The 15,812-nt window shown below is 63.4% G+C and carries 17 protein-coding genes; 6 read left to right on the top strand and 11 right to left on the bottom strand.

Translation table 11 applies throughout. From position 1 onward, the window contains the following. Positions 1-11 precede the first annotated feature (11 nt). The 5 genes from B6V73_RS14465 to B6V73_RS14445 form a co-directional block, all read right to left on the bottom strand. Positions 12-413: a flagellar biosynthesis regulator FlaF gene (locus B6V73_RS14465; protein WP_075775847.1), complete on the bottom strand. Its 402-nt coding sequence runs from the start codon at positions 411-413 to the stop codon at positions 12-14. 159 nt (positions 414-572) lie between these two features. Then, a complete protein-coding gene (locus B6V73_RS14460; RefSeq protein ID WP_088722923.1) occupies positions 573-1,400 on the bottom strand; it encodes a flagellin in 828 nt (275 codons plus the stop codon). Positions 1,401-1,520: 120 nt separating this feature from the next. Further along, positions 1,521-2,018, bottom strand: coding sequence for a hypothetical protein (locus B6V73_RS14455; protein ID WP_088725593.1), 498 nt, complete (start codon positions 2,016-2,018; stop codon positions 1,521-1,523). After that, entirely contained in the window at positions 2,011-2,328 is a 318-nt protein-coding gene (locus B6V73_RS14450) for a rod-binding protein (protein WP_075775845.1), read from the bottom strand. Before B6V73_RS14450 ends, B6V73_RS14455 begins: the two co-directional genes overlap by 8 nt. Then, the gene (locus tag B6V73_RS14445; RefSeq protein ID WP_077701085.1) at positions 2,328-3,485 is read right to left on the bottom strand and encodes a flagellar basal body P-ring protein FlgI; all 1,158 of its coding nucleotides are present in this window, start codon (positions 3,483-3,485) and stop codon (positions 2,328-2,330) included. Before B6V73_RS14445 ends, B6V73_RS14450 begins: the two co-directional genes overlap by 1 nt. A 152-nt stretch (positions 3,486-3,637) precedes the next feature. On the opposite strand from B6V73_RS14445, the gene B6V73_RS14440 reads away from it, so the two are divergent. Continuing rightward, positions 3,638-4,390, top strand: a complete 753-nt coding sequence (locus B6V73_RS14440; RefSeq protein WP_075775843.1) for a response regulator transcription factor — start codon at positions 3,638-3,640, stop codon at positions 4,388-4,390. Between the two features lie 9 nt (positions 4,391-4,399). Here the strand turns inward: B6V73_RS14440 and B6V73_RS14435 are convergent, their stop codons facing one another. The 4 genes from B6V73_RS14435 to B6V73_RS14420 form a co-directional block, all read right to left on the bottom strand. Further along, a complete protein-coding gene (locus tag B6V73_RS14435; RefSeq protein WP_088725592.1) occupies positions 4,400-5,467 on the bottom strand; it encodes a flagellin in 1,068 nt (355 codons plus the stop codon). 12 nt (positions 5,468-5,479) lie between these two features. Continuing rightward, a complete protein-coding gene (gene flgK, locus B6V73_RS14430; protein WP_088725591.1) occupies positions 5,480-6,892 on the bottom strand; it encodes a flagellar hook-associated protein FlgK in 1,413 nt (470 codons plus the stop codon). Between the two features lie 30 nt (positions 6,893-6,922). After that, a complete protein-coding gene (locus B6V73_RS14425; RefSeq protein ID WP_088720410.1) occupies positions 6,923-8,221 on the bottom strand; it encodes a flagellar hook protein FlgE in 1,299 nt (432 codons plus the stop codon). 132 nt (positions 8,222-8,353) lie between these two features. After that, positions 8,354-10,135, bottom strand: coding sequence for a hypothetical protein (locus B6V73_RS14420; RefSeq protein ID WP_088725590.1), 1,782 nt, complete (start codon positions 10,133-10,135; stop codon positions 8,354-8,356). A 141-nt stretch (positions 10,136-10,276) separates the two neighbouring features. Here B6V73_RS14420 and flgF point away from each other — a divergent pair, with 141 nt between their 5' ends. From flgF to B6V73_RS14395, 5 genes are read left to right on the top strand one after another with little or no spacing between them, the layout of a single operon-like run. Next, a complete protein-coding gene (gene flgF / locus B6V73_RS14415) occupies positions 10,277-11,014 on the top strand; it encodes a flagellar basal-body rod protein FlgF (RefSeq protein ID WP_088725589.1) in 738 nt (245 codons plus the stop codon). A 23-nt stretch (positions 11,015-11,037) separates the two neighbouring features. Continuing rightward, positions 11,038-11,823: a flagellar basal-body rod protein FlgG gene (flgG, locus tag B6V73_RS14410; RefSeq protein ID WP_075775839.1), complete on the top strand. Its 786-nt coding sequence runs from the start codon at positions 11,038-11,040 to the stop codon at positions 11,821-11,823. Positions 11,824-11,827: 4 nt separating this feature from the next. Next, the gene (flgA, locus tag B6V73_RS14405) at positions 11,828-12,505 is read left to right on the top strand and encodes a flagellar basal body P-ring formation chaperone FlgA (RefSeq protein WP_088725588.1); all 678 of its coding nucleotides are present in this window, start codon (positions 11,828-11,830) and stop codon (positions 12,503-12,505) included. Then, positions 12,502-13,257 carry a flagellar basal body L-ring protein FlgH gene (gene flgH, locus B6V73_RS14400; protein ID WP_341865721.1) on the top strand — a complete coding sequence of 252 codons (756 nt, stop codon included), beginning with the start codon at positions 12,502-12,504 and terminating at the stop codon, positions 13,255-13,257. The genes flgA and flgH overlap by 4 nt, the downstream gene beginning before the upstream one ends. A 9-nt stretch (positions 13,258-13,266) precedes the next feature. Beyond that, the gene (locus tag B6V73_RS14395; RefSeq protein ID WP_143597914.1) at positions 13,267-13,701 is read left to right on the top strand and encodes a hypothetical protein; all 435 of its coding nucleotides are present in this window, start codon (positions 13,267-13,269) and stop codon (positions 13,699-13,701) included. 38 nt (positions 13,702-13,739) lie between these two features. Here B6V73_RS14395 and B6V73_RS14390 read toward each other — a convergent pair whose 3' ends face one another. Both B6V73_RS14390 and B6V73_RS14385 read right to left on the bottom strand, forming a co-directional pair. Then, positions 13,740-14,414 carry a flagellar hook assembly protein FlgD gene (locus tag B6V73_RS14390; RefSeq protein ID WP_168174908.1) on the bottom strand — a complete coding sequence of 225 codons (675 nt, stop codon included), beginning with the start codon at positions 14,412-14,414 and terminating at the stop codon, positions 13,740-13,742. Positions 14,415-14,424: 10 nt separating this feature from the next. Next, on the bottom strand, positions 14,425-15,810 hold the full coding sequence (locus tag B6V73_RS14385) for a flagellar hook-length control protein FliK (RefSeq protein ID WP_088725585.1): 1,386 nt from the start codon (positions 15,808-15,810) through the stop codon (positions 14,425-14,427). Between the last annotated feature and the right edge of the window lie 2 nt (positions 15,811-15,812).

Here is a 15,812-nt window from a genome sequence, read left to right as displayed (position 1 = left end):
CGCGCCCCTTCTTATTCCGCAGCCACCGGCTCGCCCGCGTCGCCGCTGAGCCCGCGAATGATGTTGCGGTTCACCTCGACCAGCGGCGCAACCGCGCCGCCGCCGCCCATCACCATCTGCGTCTGCCGCTCGACCCAGAGCGCGAGCGAGATCAGCCCGGCCTTCAACTCGGCGGGAAACTGGTTCGCAGGCTCCGCGAGGTCATCGCGCAATGCCGTCCAGATGCGTTCGTTTTCCCAGAGCGCGGTGCGCAGCCCCTGCGCGAGGATCGCCCCCCGTCCGGCCCGTGGCGCCTCGTCATAATCGACGAGAAAGGCCTCAAGCTCGCCAGTGACGCGCGACAGGATACGACGCTCGATCTGCCGCGGAGACTCGGTTTCGGAAATGGTTCGCTTATACGCGGCGACGCTCATGCAAGCTCTCCTCTCGATATTCTTTTGTTCTCTTTGCCCGAACTTAGCACGCCCCGGTTAAAGGCGTTTTTAAACTTTGAGGGAAAAGACAACCCAAGCGGGATAAAAGAAAAGGCCCCGCACTGCACGGGGCCTTTCCATTCATGTCTTCGCCACCGATTAGCGGAACAGGCTCAGAAGGTTCTGAGGACCCTGGTTCGCGATCGAGAGCGACTGCGTCGCGAGCTGCTGCTGAACCTGGTAGGACTGAAGGCGAGCCGCCTCCTGCTCCATGTCCGCATCGACCATGTTGCCGACACCGGTGTCGAGCTTGTCGGTCAGCTTGCCAAGGAAGTTCTGCTGAGCTTCCAGCGACTTCTCCGCAACGCCCAGCGAGGTCGCGTTGTCGATCGCCGTCGAGAGAGCGCTTTGGGCGCTCGTCAGCGCGCTGGTCAGAACCGCCGCCGAACCACCAGAGATGTCGATCCCGCTCAGCGTCGCCTGAAGCGATGAGAGATCGACCGCCTGGAAGGTCATCGACGTCGTTGCGAAGGAACCGCTTGCGCGGCTGATCCCGGTGACGACCGTCACGTTGGCCGAGCCGTCGACGAGGCTGTCACCGTTGAAGGTTGCCTGGCTGATCGTGGTGCCGATCTGATCAACGATGCTGCGGAGTTCCTTTTGAACCGCAGCATGATCCACCGCATCGCCTTGCGCGAACGAAACACGCTCGACGAACTGCTGGGCGAGATCCTTTACCGACTCTGCGCCGAGACGTGCGGTCGAAACCGAGTTCTTGGTCAGGGTCAGGCCTTCGTTGATCGACTTGTACATGCCGCTGTCGCTGTTCATCGATTCCGAGATCGAGAAATACGCGGCGTTGTCTTTCGCCGAGTTGATCTTCTTGCCGGTCGAGATGCGGTTTTGCGTGTCTTCGAGACCTTTGTTCACCGAACGCAGGGTCGCAAGAGCATTCATCGCGGAGGTATTGGTAAGAATGGACGACATTTCTGGTCACTCCTCATTCTGAAAGATATTTTGTTTTCGTCTTCTGACAGAAAAACGGCGCGAGCCGTGGAGAGGAATTTTGGACCGAAGATTAAGCGCGGGTTAACGTTTGGCCGAAACCTAGAATTCCTTATCGATATGCATCTGTGGACCATCCTGTCCTGTGACCGGTTTGCCACTCTTTCCATAGAGACCGTCGAGGCTGTGCCGGTTCCGGATTTTCTCGATCTCGCGCACGATGTCCCGGGTCGCGTCGGACATCCGCGACAACAGAACGCTATTGTCCTGCACGGCGACCTTCAGCTGGCGGAGCTTCTCGCGAAGTGTGGGCGCGGCATGCTCAGACGCCTCCAGAAACGGCTCGATCACAGGGATCTTCAGCTCGATCCGCTTCAGAAGGTCCGCCTTGCGATCATAAAGCTCCGTGACGCGGTCGAGATGTCCCGCCTCGACCGCCGCGATTTCCTCATGCAACAGATCGAGCGTCGCATCGATATTCGCCTCGAAAGCGGCGAGGTTGGCGTCGTCCTCCTCGGTTAGGACGGGCCCGTCGGCGGAGATATCGTCGCGCCGGGCTTGCATCCGCTTGCGAAAACGCGACGGGGTTTCTTCAGCCATGATCTTCTCCGTTCGAAGTATAGGCGCCGATCATCCGCTCGACGCTTTGCGCGATTCCGGTCCGGCCCGAGGCGGCGATCTCATCCGCGATGCCGCGCGCGAGGAAGGACTTCCACATCTCCTCGGCGTGGCCGCCATCCAGCCCGCCCATCTTCACGGTCTTCATCATCTCGCCCACGGCCTGCTGCAGGAAGGTCGCCTCGAAATTCTTGGCGATCTCCTTCGCGTTCTGCGACTTCGCACCAGATGCGGCAGGCGCCTTGAGCGACGCAGCCGAGAGAAATGGCTTCGACGGACCGAGCGGGTTCATCAGATGATCTCCAGATCGGCATGAAGCGCGCCGGCGGCTTTGATCGCCTGCAATATCGAGATGGTTTGCCGCGCGCCGACACCGATCGCATTGAGACCGTCCACGAGGTCCTGAAGGCTGACATCACCCCCTTGGAGCACGCTGAACTGAGTGTTGCGCTCTTCGACCTGCACATCCGTTTCGGGCACCACGACCGTCTGCCCGATGGAGATAGGCTTCGGCTGGCTGACCGCGTAGCTTTCCTTGACCTTCACGGTCAGCCCGCCCTGGCTGATCGCGACCTGATCGATCCGCACATTGGCGCCGATCACGATCGTTCCGGACTTCTCGTCGACCACTACTTTCGCCACGGAGTCGGGCGTGACGGGGAGGTTCTCGATCATCGCCAGAAGCTCCGGCACACCATATTTGCCCTTCGCCTGCACTTCGATCGTGGAGGGGTCGAGCATCTGCGCGGTGTTGTGGCCGAGCTTGTCATTGATCACCCCTGCGACCCGGGAGGCCGTCGTGAAATCCGGCTCGCGCAGGGAGAGACGCACCGAGTTCATGGAGTTCAATTCGAAATCGATCTCTTTCTCGACGATTGCGCCATTCTCCATGCGCGCGACCGTGGGCACACCGTCCACGATGCTCGCCGCGTTGCCCTTCGCGCTGTAGCCCGCAACCGAGATCGGCCCCTGCCCCACGGCGTAAATCTCACCGTCGGCGCCGACGAGCGGCGTCACGATCAGCGTGCCCCCCCGCAGGCTGTCCGCATTGCCGAGCGAGGAGATCGTCACGTCGATCGTCGAACCACGGCGGGCGAAGGGCGGCAGCTTGGCCGTCACCATCACCGCGGCCGTATTCTTCGTCTTGATCGCATCGCCGGAGAGATTGCCGACCCCGAGCCGCTCGAGCATCCCCTCGATCGACTTCTTCGTGAAAGGGCTGCCGTTGAGGGTGTCGCCAGTCCCGTTCAGGCCAACGACGAGACCGTAGCCCACGAGCTGGTTCTCGCGCACGCCTTCGAAACTGGCGATGTCCTTGATCCGGACCTGTGCGGTGGCCGGGATTGCGCTGAGCACCCCCGCAAAGACGGAGAGCGCGACGAGCGCTCCGCGAAACCCGGCGCAAGAAAGCGACGCCCGACGACTTTTTCGGCACAAGGCAGCAAGCATAGTTTCCTCACGTCACCGACACATTCCATTAAATTAAAGTAAAACGCGAATAGTGTCCAATATAAATCGGTACTATTCTTGACTAATCCTTTGTGGCAACTTAGCGTGAGCTTGCCGCTTGTGCGAGAAACTTGCCCGGGATGGAGACCTGTATGAATATTTACGTCTTTGAGCCTCGCGATGGTCGTGTTCGCGGCCTGCTCGGCGAGCTGGAGAGCGTTGGGTTGCAGCCCGTCCTCGTCCCTGCGTCCTTCTTCGCGTCCGATCTCAGCACGCTGAACCAGAAGGGGGTCGACACGCGGGCGATCCTGATCGGCGACTGCCCCGAAGTGACCGAATACATCCGGGCCATCCGCAGCTGCGGCTGCCGCAACCCGGTTCTGGTGATGCGGGACTTCAAGAACTCGCGCGACGCCTCCGAGGCGCTCGATGCCGGGGCAGACGATGTCATGGTCAGCCCGATCAAGGGGATCGAGGCGCTGTCGCGGATCAACTCGATCATCCGGCGTTCATATGGCCACGCCGCCGAGAGCATCAGCGTCGGCGAAATCACCGCCTTCTTCGACGGGCGCGACCCGCTTGTCTCCGGTGTGCGGCTGAAACTGTCGAACCGCGAACACGCGATCTTCCAGCACTTGGCACTGAACGCGAACAAGGTGATCGCGAAGGGCGCGATCTATGACGCGGTCTACGGGATGAGCGACGACCAGCCCTTCGACAAGGTGATCGACGTCTATATCTGCAAGCTGCGCAAGAAGATCGCCGACGCGGCCGAAAGCGGCCACCAGTATATCGAGACGGTCTATGGTCGCGGCTACAAGTTCAGCGAACTGGACAGCACGAGCGACGTGAAAATCGCCGCTTACGAGCAGACCGACTCGCGCCGCACGGTGGCCGCGCGATAAACGCGCGGCTCAGAGATAATTCAGGATCGACAGTTTCGACATCTGCGCGGCAACGCTGTAGCTCGCGTTGAGCTGCGTCTGGAGTGCCGTCATCCGCGTCGCGGCCTCATAGGGATCGACCGAGACATAATCCGACAGCCGACTGTTGAGCACCGCATCCATCGATTGCTGCTGCGTCAGCTTGATGTCGAGCCGCTTCTGCTTCGCACCCAAGGCGGTCTCGGAATTGCGCAGCCCCTCTACCCCATCGCTCAATGCTTTGACCCCGGCCGCCACCCAGCTTTTATAGGCATCCCGATCCGTGATCTTCGAGACGTCGGTCGAGGCGAAGAGTGCGAGCCCCTTGATGATGTCGCGGAATTCGGGATCGTTCGCCTGCATCCCGTAATCAAGCGTCTCGCCATCCCCGATCAACGCCGACTTGCGCGCCGCTCCGCTCGTCGCGTCGCCCTTGAAGAAGGTAGAACTGAAGCGCTTGGCCGGATCGGCATTGCTGTCGTCGAACACGCTGTCGATCTGCGACAGCATCGCCGCCGCCTGGGTCGCATCCGCTGGGCCGCCACCGACGATGCCCGCCAGGACATCCTTTGCCGACAGGCCCGTCGCACCATTCGCCACATCATAGCCCCGCAGCGCGGGCTTGTCCGACGCGACGCCGGAGAACAGGTGCTCGCCGTCGAGCGAGATGTTCAGGCTCGTCATGATGGTATCGAGCGCCGCGCAGGCGCTTTGCTGCAGGGTCGCCGCCGCGGCGCCGGGTTGCTCGAGGTTACCGACGGCGAGCCCGAGCACATCCTGCGCGGCCCCGCGCGCCGTCGACGCGCTCGATGCAATCATATCGAGCTTGCTTCCGAGGAGCTTGTTCGAGGTGACGTAATTCGAATTTGTGGTCGCGCGATCTTCCAGAGCGAGGACGAAGGCCGATTTCGCCCCCATATCCGCGTAGACATCGGATTTGCGCCCGGTCGCGACCTCGTCGCTCGTGCGTTGCAGCTCTGCCGTGGTGCGGTCGACCGAGCGGCGCGAGATGATGCTCATCTGCAGGGTCGACAGCGAATTCCGGATCAGGGGGATCATCGTTCAGTCTCCTCAGACGGCGGCGAGCAGCGTGTCCATCATCTTCATGACGGCGGTCATCATTTTCGAATTGGCGGCGTAGCTTTGCTGAATCGTGATCAGCTTTTGCATCTCGTCATCGATATTCACGCCCTGAATGCTCTGACGCGTACCGTTCACGGTTTCAGCGGCGGTGCGGGCGGCAGCGAAACGCTCCTGCGCGCGGGTGCCCTCGAACTCCTGCGCGGAGATCATGCTGCTGCCGTAGTCGCGCAACGACAGGGACGCCGCCAGCCCGGTGTCCGGATTCGCCGAAAGCGGGGCGTCGAACATCGACACAAAGGCCTCGATCTGGGTCGAATCCCCGGCCGCGCCCGGCGTGGTCGCACCGATCCCGTCGCGCAGTCGCGACAACTGCCCGCCCTGCGCAGGGTCCACGGCTGCGCTCACGGCGATCCGTCCGGCAAGCCCGTCGAGCTTCGCGGGATCGTAAGCCGCACCAGCGTCAGTAAAGAGACCCGCCTGCCCCGGAGCGAGCGAGGCATCCGCCCCCTCGAACCCTTGCACGAGGCCGCGCGCCATCTCGTCGAGCTGAAGCTGGAAGCGCGGCAGAACATCCTTCTTCACCGCGAACAGCCCGGCAATGCTGCCATTCTGGAAGCCGCGCGCGTCAGTTGTTTCCGGGGTGATCTCCGTCTTGCCCGCGAACAGCTTTCCGGCCACCTTGTCATAGGTGACGTAATTTGCCTGATCGCCATCGACGAGCGGCGTGCCCCCCGCGGTGTAGAGCGTGGCCCGCCCATCGGTGGAGCGGCGCACCTGCATATCGATCAACTTCGACGCCTTTTCCACCAGAACGTCCATCTGGTCGCCGAGATCGGCCGCGCCGAGCGAGCCGGGCTGCGCATCCGAGATCTGCTTGTTGAGCGAAGTGATCTTATGCAGCGTCTCGTTGAAATCGGAGACGTCGTACTTGATCTCCATATCAACCTCGCCACCGATCCGCGCGAGCATGTCGCTGCTCTGGTTGAGCGACGTCACCATCTCCTGCGCGGCGGAGGCCACTCCGTTCTGCGCCGCGTTGTTGCCCGGATTGTTCGCCAGCGCGATCATCGAGCTGCGCAGGTCGGTCAGCCGATCCGCGGGCGACAGCCCATCGCCCGGCTGGCCGAGGGTCGCGGTATATTCGCCCACCGCCTCGAAGATCGCCTGCTCGCGCGCCATGGCAGAAGAATGCTGCCGATACATGCGGTTGAGCGAGGCGTCGACGTCGCGCCGCGCCTCGCCGGTCTGCACGAGGCCGCCCGAGATAGTGACCTGCGGCAGTTCCTTGCGCACATAGCCCTCGGTGCTCGCATTCGCGATATTGCGCGAGGTCGCTTCCGACTGCATCTGCGCCGCGCGCAGACCGCTCGTGCTCGCCTGGAGGGCGCCCGTCAAGCTCATCGGTTTGCTCCGTTCTTCTCAGCGTGACGATCAGCGCTTGAGGCGCGTGGTTTCGTCGAGCATCTCGTCCATCGTGGTGACGATCTTGGCGTTGGTGGAATAGGCCCGCTGGGTGCGGATCAGATCGCTCAGTTCCTGCGCGATATCGACATTCGACCCTTCGAGCGCACCCGAACTGATCGTGCCCACCGGACCCTCGTTCGCCTTGTGGATCGTGTAGGCGCCGCTGTCGCGGGTCAGACGATAGGCGTCGCCGTCGATCTCCTGCATGCCGTTGGGGTTCTCCACATGGGCGAGCGGAATCTTGTAGAGCGGCTGGCGCTGCCCGTTGTCGAAGATTCCGTACATCGTGCCGGTATCGTCGACTTCGATCCGGGTCAGCGCGCCGGACGAGGAGCCGTCTGCAGTGAACTTCTGGGGCGTGAAATCGCCAGCGAACTGGGTGATCCCGTCGAAGCTGTTCAATGCGCCGAGCCCGATCTCGATCGGCTGCGTAGTGCCGCCGTCATTCATCGTCAGGCTCATCACGCCGGTGGTCGTGTCCATCGAGAAAGCGCCGGGGGCCGTGGCGAGGTTGGTCACACCGGAATAGCTGATCGGCGCGCCGGCATTGGCACCGCCCGGGGCGAAATCGACCGTCACCTGACCATAGGGCACGCCGTCACCATCGGAGACAGTGATGTCCCATTGGTTCGGCGTCGAGGTCGGCTGCCACGAATATTCGAGCCGCTTCACCGCCCCGAGCGGCGTGTAATATTGCGACGAGGAGGTGAAAGGCGCGCCCGGCGTCGCGTTGCCGGTTTCCTGCGAGGGAAGATTGCCCTGCACCCCGATAGAGGTGGTCGCCTTCGCGCTCAGCGTGGCGTCCGTGATGTTCACCGTCTTCAGCCCGTTGAAGCTGTTGCCGTCGATCGTGGCGAGTTTGACGTCCGTGTAAGGATAGCCGGACAGGAAGTAGCCCGCCGAATTGACGAGGTTGCCGTTCTCGTCGGGCTGGAACGAGCCGGCGCGCGTCATGACGTAATCGGATTGCACGCTGGTATTGGCGTTGCTGGACACGACGAAGAACCCGTTCCCGTTCACCGCGAAATCGGTGGGCGAGTTGGTAGGGATCACCGCGCCGCCATTCTGCAGATCGGAGGAGACGACGGCATTGACCCCGGATGGCGCGTTGAGCCCGCCGGTCGGCGTCATGGTCACCATCTGGGCGAAGCTGCGCTTGTAGCCCGTGGTGTTCGCATTCGCGATATTCTCGGAAATCTCGCCAACGGCGACGGAGTTCGCATTCAGGCCGCTCACACCGGTCTGCATTGCGCTCGAAATACTCATGGTTTTATCCTCTCATGTCCGAAGAGAAAGGGGTCCTATCCAAGAGATAGACGAGTGATGTTTCACTGAAGTTAAAAATATCCGCCGTTTTTCTTTGGACTCGCGTCAGGGGCCAATGCATAGCAAAGATACCTAGCCTCCTGCCCGCTTCGCCTCCGCCCCGACCATCTCGATCGCGTCACCGGCGTTGCGCAGCCGATCCCGCGCTGCGGCGTCCATCAGCGGGGTCAGTTTGGCGGGCTCGGCCAGCAGGCTTGCGACGAGCTTGTTCAGGTCCTCCCGCCCCGCGAGACGGGGGAAAACCTCTGCGACGCTGCGGGCCGTAGTCAGGTCGCCGGACCGGTAGGCAGCCAGCAGCAATTGGACCGCATCGGTCTCCGAAAAATCACCAGAGGCTGTCCTCCACAATGCGCGATAGGACCGCGTCGCCGCTTCCCAGTCGCCCTTCTTCCAATGGAGCTGCGCCTGCAACCGGAGATGGTCGATCGATTGCGCGGTGACCTTGGTGTCTAGGGCCGCATCGGTCTTTCCGGCCTCGGCCAGAACGCGGGCCTGCAGCGCGTTGAACTGGTTCAGCTCCTGCGCGTCGGCGGGACGCTCGGAGGCCTCCAACACCTTGGCAGCACGCGCGAATTGCCCGCCACGGGCAAGTGCTTCCGCCTCGCGAAGCGCAAGATAGGCCATCCGGTCCTGCGACACCGCCTCGGGGTTATCTTTGCGCTGCACGCTGAGAGCCTCTCGGATCTTGCGATATTCCGACGAGGCTTGCGTCGTGGCGCCCAGTTCCAGCAGACGATCCGCGAATTGCTCGGCATAGGCATGGAAATCGGCGCGAGCCTCGTAATAGGGCTCCAAGCGCTGATGGCCTTCGGTGAAGGCGGTGAGCGATATCTTCCCCGCCGCGCCTTTCGCATAGAACGCCTTGAGCAACCGATCCGCCGCCTCGGCGGCCGTCCGCGCCTGCGGGCGGTCCGGGAAACGGGTCAGGATCTCGCCATAGGCGATCAGCGCCTCCACATCGCGACCGCTCTTTTCCCCCAGATGCGCGCGCTGTTCGAGGGCCTGAAGATCGAACCGGTCGCCGCGCCACGCAAGATTGGCCTCGGCGAGCATGGATAAACCTTGGTCCGTCGTGAGCGCACCCTTCGCAAGGCCGAGATCGACCAGAGCGAGCCGCGCCCGCTGAGCGTATCGATCCCGCCCCTTCGCTGCTTCACGATAGGCGGCATAGGCCTTCTCCGGATGATGCGATTGCTCTGCCACCCGCCCGATGAGGAAGCTGTAAACCGGTTGGGCCTTCAACTCGGGATAGTTGTCGAAATCCCGGCTCAGTCGCTCGGCCAGCGCCCATTGCTTGACCGCGATCGCGCCTTCCAGAAGCGCGGGCAGGCAGGCCTCCACGAAAACGGGCGGATAGGCGGGCAGCCGGTCCGCCGCACCCGCGAGGTTCCCCTCGAGCTCCTCCGCGTCGCCCTGCGTGATCGCATTCAGCGCCGCCCAGAGGTGATAATCCTGCCAGTTCGCCCAATCCGCATTGGGCAAGAGCGTGCCAGTCGGCACCCCCACCCCTTCCATGATATCGAACCCGGCGGCGATCGCGCGCCAGCGGGCCTGTTCGGCGGGGATCAGACCGTCAGGCATCTCGTCGCCCAGCACCGACCGCCCCTCGGGCAACATGACATGCGCGAGATAGAATTCAGCCAGATTGAGCCGCGCGACCGCGCGCGACGGCCCGGGCTCGGCCGCGGCGAAACCTGCGGTTAGCGCATCGCGGTCCGCAAGGAAGCCCGCCTGAGTGTATTGCGCGAAATCGAATGGTGGCGGCGCAGGTATGGCCTCCGCCGCGGCGGGGCCGCACAGAAGACAGAGCGCCAAAACGCCGCCCATCAAGGGGAAACCGCTTCGCAATTCCATCACCTCTTGCCCAAATGCGCCAGAATTCCTTCCCTCTTTAAAGAATAGTATTGATTATTCCAAGAAGAGCAAACATTATTGACCGGAAATCGGCAGCAGTCCAAGCAAAGCCACAAGTTATATTCGCGCGGGCGGACATTCATGGATAGCTCAAATTACGTCTCCCTATCCCTCGCCTCGACGCTGTGGCGCAGTCTCGACATCTCCGCCAACAACATGGCCAATGCCAACACGGCCGGCTTCAAGGCGGAGCGCTCGCTGACCGAGAGCTTCGAGTCAAAGGGCAATGCCGGGGCCGAGGATGACGTGAGCTACGTGCTCGACAAGGGCTCCTATCTCGACGACCGGCAGGGATCCCTCACGAAAACCTCGAACCCGCTCGATGTGGCGCTGAACGGCGATGGCTGGTTCGCCTACCAGACGCCGGCGGGCCAGACCGCTTTCGGGCGCGACGGCCGGCTGACCGTCGACCCGCAAGGCAATCTCGTGACGCTGTCGGGCAATCGGGTACTCGACCGGGGCGGCGCGCCGATCGCGATCCCGCCGGGCGAGGAGATCACCATTTCCCGCGACGGCACGATTTCGGGGCCGAATAACGGCACGATCGGCACGCTGGGCATGTTCGCCGTACCCGACATCCAGAGCTACAGCCGGCTGGGTGGAGGCCTCTTTGCCGCGCCCGGCGGCGCCGTACCCGCCTTTACGCCATCCGAAACGACGCAGGTCGCTCAGGGTTTCATCGAGGAGAGCAATGTCCAACCGGTGGTCGAGATGACCCGGATGATGGACATCCAGCGCTCCTATGAGCGCGCGGTGAAGTTGATGGATGAACAGAACAACCTTCGTCAGGAAACGTTGCGCAGGCTTGGCAAAGTCTGACCGGCGCGAAAAGGAGCTGAACCATGAGAGCACTTGGAATTGCCGCGACGGGGATGCTGGCCCAGCAGACCAATGTGGACGTGATCTCGAACAACATCGCGAACGCGAACACCACCGGCTACAAGAGCACCCGCGCCGCCTTTCAGGATCTGGTCTACCAGTCGCTGCAACGCGAAGGCTCGCTGACTTCTGCCGACGGGACAGCGCGCCCTGTGGGCGTGGATATCGGCCTCGGCGTACAAAGCGCGGGCGTGGTGCGGCTCAACACCCAGGGCGGGCTCGTCCAGACCGAGAACCAGCTCGACCTCGCAATCGACGGCGGCGGCTATTTCACCCTCAACATGCCCGATGGCAGCCAGGCCTATACGCGGGCGGGTACCTTCCAGCTGAGCCCCGAGGGACAGATCGTGTCCCTCGACGGCTACGAGGTCGCGCCCGGGATCAACGTCCCGGCGAACACCACGAATGTCGAGATCAACCAGCAGGGCCTCGTGATGGCTTATGTCGGCAAGGACCCGACCCCGGTTCAGATCGGCCAGCTGACGATGGCGACCTTCGTCAACGAGGCGGGGATGAAACCGCTTGGAAACAACCTCCTGCAGGCGACGACCGCGTCGGGCGATCCGACCGAGGCGCTTCCGGGCGATCCGGGCGTGGGCATCCTGCGTCAGGGTTATCTCGAAAGCTCGAACGTCAACATCATCCAGCAGATCACCGACCTGATCTCGGCGCAGCGCGCTTACGAGATGAACTCGAAGGCCATCGAGACGGCCGACCAGATGATGTCCACCTCGAACCAGATCAAGTGATGCCATGAGCCCGATACGCGCCTCCGCGACCGCCGTTCTCGCCACGCTCGCCGCCGCGCTTCTCGTCGCCCCCGCGAGCGCCGAATCCGTGCGCGTGCTGATCGCCGAGAAGGCGGAGCAGTCCTGGGGGCTGGAGATGCCGCCGAGCGGCCATTTCGAGATCACGCTGCAAGACAGCGACCCGGGCGACGCGGAGATGATAAGCGACTTCTGGATGGACCGCTCCACGGGGCAGTTCCTGGCGAATGCGGTGGAGGCCTCGGGCGACGTGCGCCGCCTCGCGGGGCTTGCGCTGCTCAACGTGCCCGTCCCGGTGCCGGCGCAGCAGTTGCTTCCCGGCAAGATTCTTTCCGGAGATGATTTTCAGGTCGTCGACCTGCCCTACGGTCAGGTGGGCGCCTATGCGGTGACGCGGCTCGACCATCTGGAGGGGATGCAGGTGCGCCGCGTGCTCGCCCGCGGACGCCCGGTGATGAGCCAATCCATCACCGAGCCGGTCATCATCTCGCGCGGCGACCCGGTCTCGATCGAATATTCGAAAGGCGCCATGTCCCTGACCGCACCCGGCAAGGCGATCTCCGACGCCCATGCCGACCAGTCAGTGCGCGTGGTCAATCTCGTGAGCAACAAGATTGTCGAAGGCATCGCCAAGCCCGACGGCAAAGTGGAGATTCAGAAGTGAGACATCCGTTCTACATCCTGCCGATGCTCGCACTGGCCGCCTGCGGTTCCGGCACGGCCTTTGAGCGCGACCCAAAAGTGAGCGACATGGTGGTCGATGGCGACACGATCCCCGAGGTGAACCGGGTGAGCGTGCCGATGCCGCCGCTCGAGCCCACGCGCATTCCGCAGCGGGCCGAGGCCGCGTCGCTCTGGCAGACCGGCTCCACCGGCTTTTTCGGCGATCAGCGTGCCGACAAGGTGGGCGATTTGCTGACGGTGGATATCAACATCAAGGACGAGGCGCAGCTTCAGAACGCGTCCCAGCGGAGCCGCGACGGCAGCCAGAGCGTCGGTTTTCCGACCTTCCTTGGCTATGGCGGCAAGATCGCCAAGATCCTGCCCGGCGTCAGCGAGAAGGACTTGCCCACCGGCAGCAACATCGTCGATCTCAGCTCGCAATCGACCTCCAACGGCAGCGGCTCGATCAAGCGCAACGAGACCATCAGCCTGAAGGTCGCGGCCCTCGTGATCCAGAAGCTTCAGAACGGGAATTTCGTGATCGCGGGACGCCAGGAGGTGAAGGTCAATCACGAGCTGCGCGAATTGCGTGTGGCCGGGATCATCCGTCCGGAAGACATCCGGATGGACAACACCATCCCCTACGAGAAGATCGCCGAGGCGCGCATCTCCTATGGCGGGCGCGGTCAGATCAGCAAGGTGCAACAGCCCCGCTACGGGGAAGACGCGCTCGACGTCGTCCTCCCCTACTGATCGTCTCCGATGCCGCGCTGGAGAACACTCGTACTGCTTGTCGTGGTGGTGCCGATCGTCGCGGCGGGGCTGGGCTATCTGGGCGGAAGCCAGATCGCGCCGCGACCTGCTGCCCCAGAAGCGCCGCCCGAACCCGCGCCGCGTGACGTCGCCTTGGGGCCTGTCACGGTGCCGGTCTACCGGGCGGGTACGATCAGCTATTTGAGCGTCGACGCAACACTGGTGCTGAAGGGAGACGGGCTTCCCGATGGCCCCGCGCTGGTGCCGAAGCTGCGCGACGAGACACTCGACCTTTTGAGCAAGCTCGCGGATAACCGGATGTTCGATCCCGATACGGTCAAACCCGAGGACCTCGCCACCCTGCTAGAGCGCGGCCTCGCGGACCGAGTACCCGGCCTACAAGCGACCAAGGTAAACAGCGCCGAGCCGTTCAAGCAGGGATAGGAAGCCTCCCATCACGGATCGCGCCCGGTGCAGGCGTTTCAGCCCGACACCGCGACGATGAGCGAACTCGGCACTTCCTCGCCATTGCGAAGAACCAGCGATTGCCCCTGCGAAGAGAAGCGCACCTGCTCCACCTGCGTGCTGGGATAGGTGTCATACGAGACCGCATTACCATCGGCGTCCTGCGCGTCGATCTCGACCCGGAACGTGTCATCCGGCACCGGCAACCCCGCAGAATCGCGCCCGTCCCAGTTCAGCGCGATCTTCTCGCCCGCCCGTCCGGGCAGGCCAGTAATCCGGCGCAGTTCGGTCCCGTCTTCCGTCTTGATGATCGCGGTCACCTTGTCGGCGGGTGCGGCAAGCTCGTAGCTGGTGCTGGCCTGACCGTCGCGCAACTCGATCCGGTCGGAGGCGAGCGACACTGTCTTGCCCATCAGGGCCACATCCGACATCGCACCCATTGCGCTCAGCTTGGCATCGATGGTCTTGAGGTTGGTATTGGTCTGCACCGTTTGCTCGACCTGACTCAGCTGCGCCAGTTGCGAAACGAATTGCGTGGAATCCATCGGCTTCAGCGGATCCTGATTTCGGATCTGCGCCGTCAGAAGCTGCAAGAAGCTGTTGTAATCCGCCGAGATCTTGGACTGCGCCGGGTTCGCCTTGGCGTCGGCCGCGGTCGCAGCGGGATTGGTGCTTGTCGGAGAGATGCTCATCGGTGGCTCCTCAGGTCCTGATATCCAGTTGTCCGTCGAGAATGGTGGGCTGCCAGTCGGCGCCCAGCACGGGGATGTCTTCATCTGCGGTAACATGCGCGCCGGACGCGCGCTCATCGCCCCGTTCGCCGTGACCGCCGAACTGCTCGAAATCGAGCGCGCCGCTATCCATCTGCAGCCCCTGCCCGGCGAGGATCGCCGCCAAGGTCTCGCGATCGCCGCGCAACGCACTCAGCACCGCCGGGCTCTCGGCGCGCACGACCACGTTGACCTGACCACGCTTGTCGCGCTCCACGTCGATCTCGATATCGCCGAGCCCGCGCGGGGTCAGCGCCACGCGGGTGCGTCCTTCCTGCAGATCCGCGCGCCGAAGCTGCGTCGCGACGAAGGCCGCGAAGCGCGGCGAGGGTTGGGCCGCCGTCTGCGCCGATTGAGCAGCAGCGTCGCTGCGCGCAACGTGACTGGCGTCATGCTGCGTGAGCCGCGCCACCGCGGTTTCGGGCAAGACGCCTGCACGGGCGGCCTCGGCAAAAAACTGGGCGGGCTTGGGGTCGCCCTTGCTCTGCGCTGCAGGCAGAACCGCGGCTTGCGCCTCGACCTTGCCGGTGTTCGTGGCGCCGTTGGCGGCAGCTTCCAGCACGGCGCGCACCCGCGGGTCCATGTCGCTCTGCTGAATCTCCGCCGTGAGCGGCGCTGGAAACACCCCGGCAAGCCCCTGCGGAACGGCGATGATCGCCTGCGCCTGCGACTGCGTCTGCGTTGCCTCAAGCTTCGGCTGTGCCGCCGGAGAGGATAGATTGCCAGCAGAGTGCGCGGGCATGAGCCCCGCTACCGACGGAATCTGCGCACCACCCGTTTGCGGCGATGCAGTCCCAGATGGCTTCGCTTGCAGACCGAGCGAGACCAGAAGGCTCGCGAAGACCGCGTCGATCGTGTCGCTTTTGTCGCTCGCACGATCCGAGGCGGGCTTTGCCCCCGCGCCGTCAGTTTGCAGCCGCATACCTTCAAGTGCCCGCATCAAACCTTGCTGCAGCTTCGTGCCATGCGCCGCGTCGAACTCCGTGAGGACCGTAGCCAGCGACGCGCCCAGCTTTTTGAGCACCTCGCTCATCGACTTGCCCTGCGCCAGCTCTGCCAGCGCGCCGTCGCGAACCGTTTGCAGCTTGCCGGCCAGCTCGGCCTGAAGCGCTGGATTGTCGGTCAAGGCGGACGCTGCGCCTGCGCCAGCCTCCGGCGTCGCGGCCGCCGTGGCAGCCCCCACGCCCGAAGCTGCAAGCCAATCCGCCGGCACGCCCTGCACGAGCGATCCGAAACCGGTCCCCTCTGTCGCGGATTTGCGCCCGGTGCCTGCGGCCGACGCCGTTACCTTCAACAATGTCGCGGCTATCGCGTCCATCT

The sequence above is a fragment of the Thioclava sp. JM3 genome, from assembly GCF_002213185.1.
In the GTDB taxonomy this organism is placed as follows: domain Bacteria; phylum Pseudomonadota; class Alphaproteobacteria; order Rhodobacterales; family Rhodobacteraceae; genus Thioclava; species Thioclava nitratireducens.
This window is presented reverse-complemented; position numbering and strand designations above follow the sequence as displayed.

Bases quoted from the DNA above. Each gene is read 5' to 3' on its own strand.
- B6V73_RS14465 (WP_075775847.1), bottom strand. From the start codon at position 413: ATGAGCGTCGCCGCGTATAAGCGAACCATTTCCGAAACCGAGTCTCCG.
- B6V73_RS14460 (WP_088722923.1), bottom strand. From the start codon at position 1,400: ATGTCGTCCATTCTTACCAATACCTCCGCGATGAATGCTCTTGCGACC.
- B6V73_RS14455 (WP_088725593.1), bottom strand. From the start codon at position 2,018: ATGGCTGAAGAAACCCCGTCGCGTTTTCGCAAGCGGATGCAAGCCCGG.
- B6V73_RS14450 (WP_075775845.1), bottom strand. From the start codon at position 2,328: ATGAACCCGCTCGGTCCGTCGAAGCCATTTCTCTCGGCTGCGTCGCTC.
- B6V73_RS14445 (WP_077701085.1), bottom strand. From the start codon at position 3,485: ATGCTTGCTGCCTTGTGCCGAAAAAGTCGTCGGGCGTCGCTTTCTTGC.
- B6V73_RS14440 (WP_075775843.1), top strand. From the start codon at position 3,638: ATGAATATTTACGTCTTTGAGCCTCGCGATGGTCGTGTTCGCGGCCTG.
- B6V73_RS14435 (WP_088725592.1), bottom strand. From the start codon at position 5,467: ATGATCCCCCTGATCCGGAATTCGCTGTCGACCCTGCAGATGAGCATC.
- flgK (WP_088725591.1), bottom strand. From the start codon at position 6,892: ATGAGCTTGACGGGCGCCCTCCAGGCGAGCACGAGCGGTCTGCGCGCG.
- B6V73_RS14425 (WP_088720410.1), bottom strand. From the start codon at position 8,221: ATGAGTATTTCGAGCGCAATGCAGACCGGTGTGAGCGGCCTGAATGCG.
- B6V73_RS14420 (WP_088725590.1), bottom strand. From the start codon at position 10,135: ATGGAATTGCGAAGCGGTTTCCCCTTGATGGGCGGCGTTTTGGCGCTC.
- flgF (WP_088725589.1), top strand. From the start codon at position 10,277: ATGGATAGCTCAAATTACGTCTCCCTATCCCTCGCCTCGACGCTGTGG.
- flgG (WP_075775839.1), top strand. From the start codon at position 11,038: ATGAGAGCACTTGGAATTGCCGCGACGGGGATGCTGGCCCAGCAGACC.
- flgA (WP_088725588.1), top strand. From the start codon at position 11,828: ATGAGCCCGATACGCGCCTCCGCGACCGCCGTTCTCGCCACGCTCGCC.
- B6V73_RS14395 (WP_143597914.1), top strand. From the start codon at position 13,267: ATGCCGCGCTGGAGAACACTCGTACTGCTTGTCGTGGTGGTGCCGATC.
- B6V73_RS14390 (WP_168174908.1), bottom strand. From the start codon at position 14,414: ATGAGCATCTCTCCGACAAGCACCAATCCCGCTGCGACCGCGGCCGAC.
- B6V73_RS14385 (WP_088725585.1), bottom strand. From the start codon at position 15,810: ATGGACGCGATAGCCGCGACATTGTTGAAGGTAACGGCGTCGGCCGCA.